We start from the raw sequence: 2,615 nt of genomic DNA on the forward strand, positions 1-2,615 counted from the left end.
GTGGACAAATACTGCAGTTAAACAGGTAAAACCCACACAGGTGACGCTGGCGGATGGCCGTGAGCTTGCTGCGCAAGTGGTGATTGATGGTCGCGGCTTACAACCAACGCCGCATCTGCAACTGGGTTATCAGGTGTTTCTTGGACAAGAGTGGCAACTGGCGCAGCCGCACGGCCTGCAACAGCCGATCCTGATGGATGCCACCGTCGATCAGCAAGCGGGTTATCGTTTTGTCTACACGCTGCCGCTCAGCGCTGATCGGTTATTGATTGAAGATACCCATTACGTTAATCAACCCATGCTGGCGGAGAACACCGCTCGTCAGCACATCATCGACTATGCCAAACAGCAAGACTGGCGGCTTGGCACGCTGCTGCGAGAAGAGCACGGCATTTTGCCGATTACCTTGAGCGGCGATATTGACCGATTCTGGCAACAGCAGCGCGGCCAAGCGTGCAGCGGCCTGCGCGCCGGACTGTTTCATGCCACCACCGGCTACTCCTTGCCGTCCGCCGTGGCGCTGGCGGAGTTAGTGGCCACGCTGTTGCCCACCGACGCCCGCACGCTCAGCCAACACATCGAACGCTTTGCCCGTCAGCAGTGGCGCGAGCAGCGATTTTTCCGCCTGCTGAACCGCATGCTGTTTTTGGCCGGCAAGCCGCAGCAGCGCTGGCGAGTGATGCAACGTTTTTACCGGCTCGATGCCGGGTTAATTAGCCGCTTTTACGCCGGGCAACTGCGCCTGAGTGATAAAGCGCGGATTCTGTGCGGCAAGCCGCCGGTGCCCATCTGTGAAGCGCTGCGCGCGCTGTTGAATTCTGTCGAACCAGGGAAGAAAAAATGAAACGCACTTTTGTGATTGGCGCAGGCTTTGGCGGCCTGGCGCTGGCGATTCGCCTGCAAGCGGCGGGCATACCAACCACCTTACTCGAGCAGCGCGACAAACCGGGCGGACGCGCCTATGTATTTGAGGACAGCGGCTTTACCTTCGATGCCGGACCCACGGTGATCACCGATCCCAGCGCCATCGAAGAGTTGTTCACGCTGGCGGGAAAATCGCTAAGCGATTACGTCGAGCTGATGCCGGTCACGCCCTTCTATCGCCTGTGTTGGGAAGATGGCAAACAGCTCGATTACGACAACAATCAGCCGCTGCTGGAGCAGCAGATCGCCACGTTCAATCCGCAAGATGTTGAAGGCTATCGTCAGTTCCTCGCCTATTCACGCGAGGTGTTCAAAGAAGGTTATCTGAAACTTGGCACGGTGCCGTTTTTGCAGGTGCGTGACATGCTGCGTGTCGCGCCGCAACTAGGGCGTCTGCAAGCATGGCGCAGCGTCTACAGCATGGTGGCGAAATTTATTCAGGACGATCATCTGCGTCAGGCGTTTTCCTTTCACTCATTGCTGGTGGGCGGTAATCCTTTTGCAACGTCATCGATCTATACCTTAATTCATGCGCTGGAACGTGAATGGGGCGTTTGGTTTCCGCGTGGCGGCACCGGTGCGCTGGTACAAGGCATGGCGCAACTGTTTGAGGATCTGGGCGGCGAGCTGTTACTCAATGCCGAAGTGAGCCAGCTGGAAACCAGCGGCAACCGCATTAGCGGCGTTCAGTTAAAGGACGGACGACGCTTCGATGCTGCGGCTGTGGCCTCCAATGCCGACGTGGTGCATACCTACGACAAACTGCTGCGCCATCATCCGCTGGCAATGAAACGTGCGACATCGCTGAAGCGTAAGCGCATGAGCAACTCGCTGTTTGTGCTCTATTTTGGCCTTAACCAGCCGCATGAACAGCTCGCGCACCACACCGTCTGTTTTGGCCCGCGCTATCGTGAGTTGATCGATGAGATTTTTAACAGCAGCCAGCTGGCAGACGATTTTTCACTCTACCTGCACGCGCCCTGCAGTAGCGATCCGTCGCTGGCACCGCCCGGCTGCGGCAGCTTTTATGTGTTAGCGCCGGTGCCGCATCTCGGCACCGCTGACATCGACTGGCAACAGGAAGGACCGCGCTTGCGCGATCGAATTTTTGCTTATCTGGAGCAGCACTACATGCCGGGATTACGTCAGCAATTAGTGACACACAGAATGTTTACACCGTTTGATTTTCGCGACACGCTGCATGCCCATCACGGCTCGGCGTTTTCGCTGGAGCCGATTTTGACGCAAAGCGCCTGGTTCCGCCCGCATAACCGCGATGCCGATATCAGCAATCTCTATCTGGTGGGTGCCGGTACGCATCCGGGCGCGGGCGTGCCCGGTGTAATCGGTTCGGCCAAGGCCACCGCTCAGCTGATGCTGGAGGATCGCGCCGAATGAATCGACAGCCTTTACTTGAGCAAGTGACGCAAACCATGGCGGTCGGCTCGAAGAGTTTCGCCACTGCCGCCAAGCTGTTTGATGCGCCGACGCGCCGCAGCACGCTGATGCTGTATGCCTGGTGTCGTCACTGCGACGATGTGATTGATGGGCAAACGCTGGGCGAAGGCGGCACGCAGCATGCTGTCGAGGATGCGCAGGCACGCATGCAGCATCTGCAGATTGAAACCCGCCGCGCCTACAGCGGCGCGCACATGGATGAACCGGCGTTTAAGGCGTTTCAGGAAGTGGCG

The 2,615-nt window shown here is 58.0% G+C and carries 3 protein-coding genes; all 3 read left to right on the forward strand.

The window, feature by feature from the left end; genetic code table 11:
• Positions 1-844 (forward strand): lycopene beta-cyclase CrtY (gene crtY / locus RTY00_RS23255; RefSeq protein WP_312666537.1); only part of this gene is annotated, 844 nt, incomplete at its 5' end.
• Positions 841-2,322, forward strand: a complete 1,482-nt coding sequence (locus tag RTY00_RS23260; RefSeq protein ID WP_312666538.1) for a phytoene desaturase — start codon at positions 841-843, stop codon at positions 2,320-2,322. The genes crtY and RTY00_RS23260, both read left to right, overlap by 4 nt.
• On the forward strand, positions 2,319-2,615 hold a 297-nt coding region (locus RTY00_RS23265; protein ID WP_312666539.1), incomplete at its 3' end, for a squalene/phytoene synthase family protein. The genes RTY00_RS23260 and RTY00_RS23265, both read left to right, overlap by 4 nt.

The sequence above is a fragment of the Pantoea sp. CTOTU49201 genome, assembly GCF_032054795.1.
GTDB lineage: Bacteria > Pseudomonadota > Gammaproteobacteria > Enterobacterales > Enterobacteriaceae > Pantoea > Pantoea symbiotica.

What these genes read in the sequence shown, in the direction of transcription:
- RTY00_RS23260 (WP_312666538.1), top strand. Translation starts at nt 841, where the DNA reads ATGAAACGCACTTTTGTGATTGGCGCAGGCTTTGGCGGCCTGGCGCTG.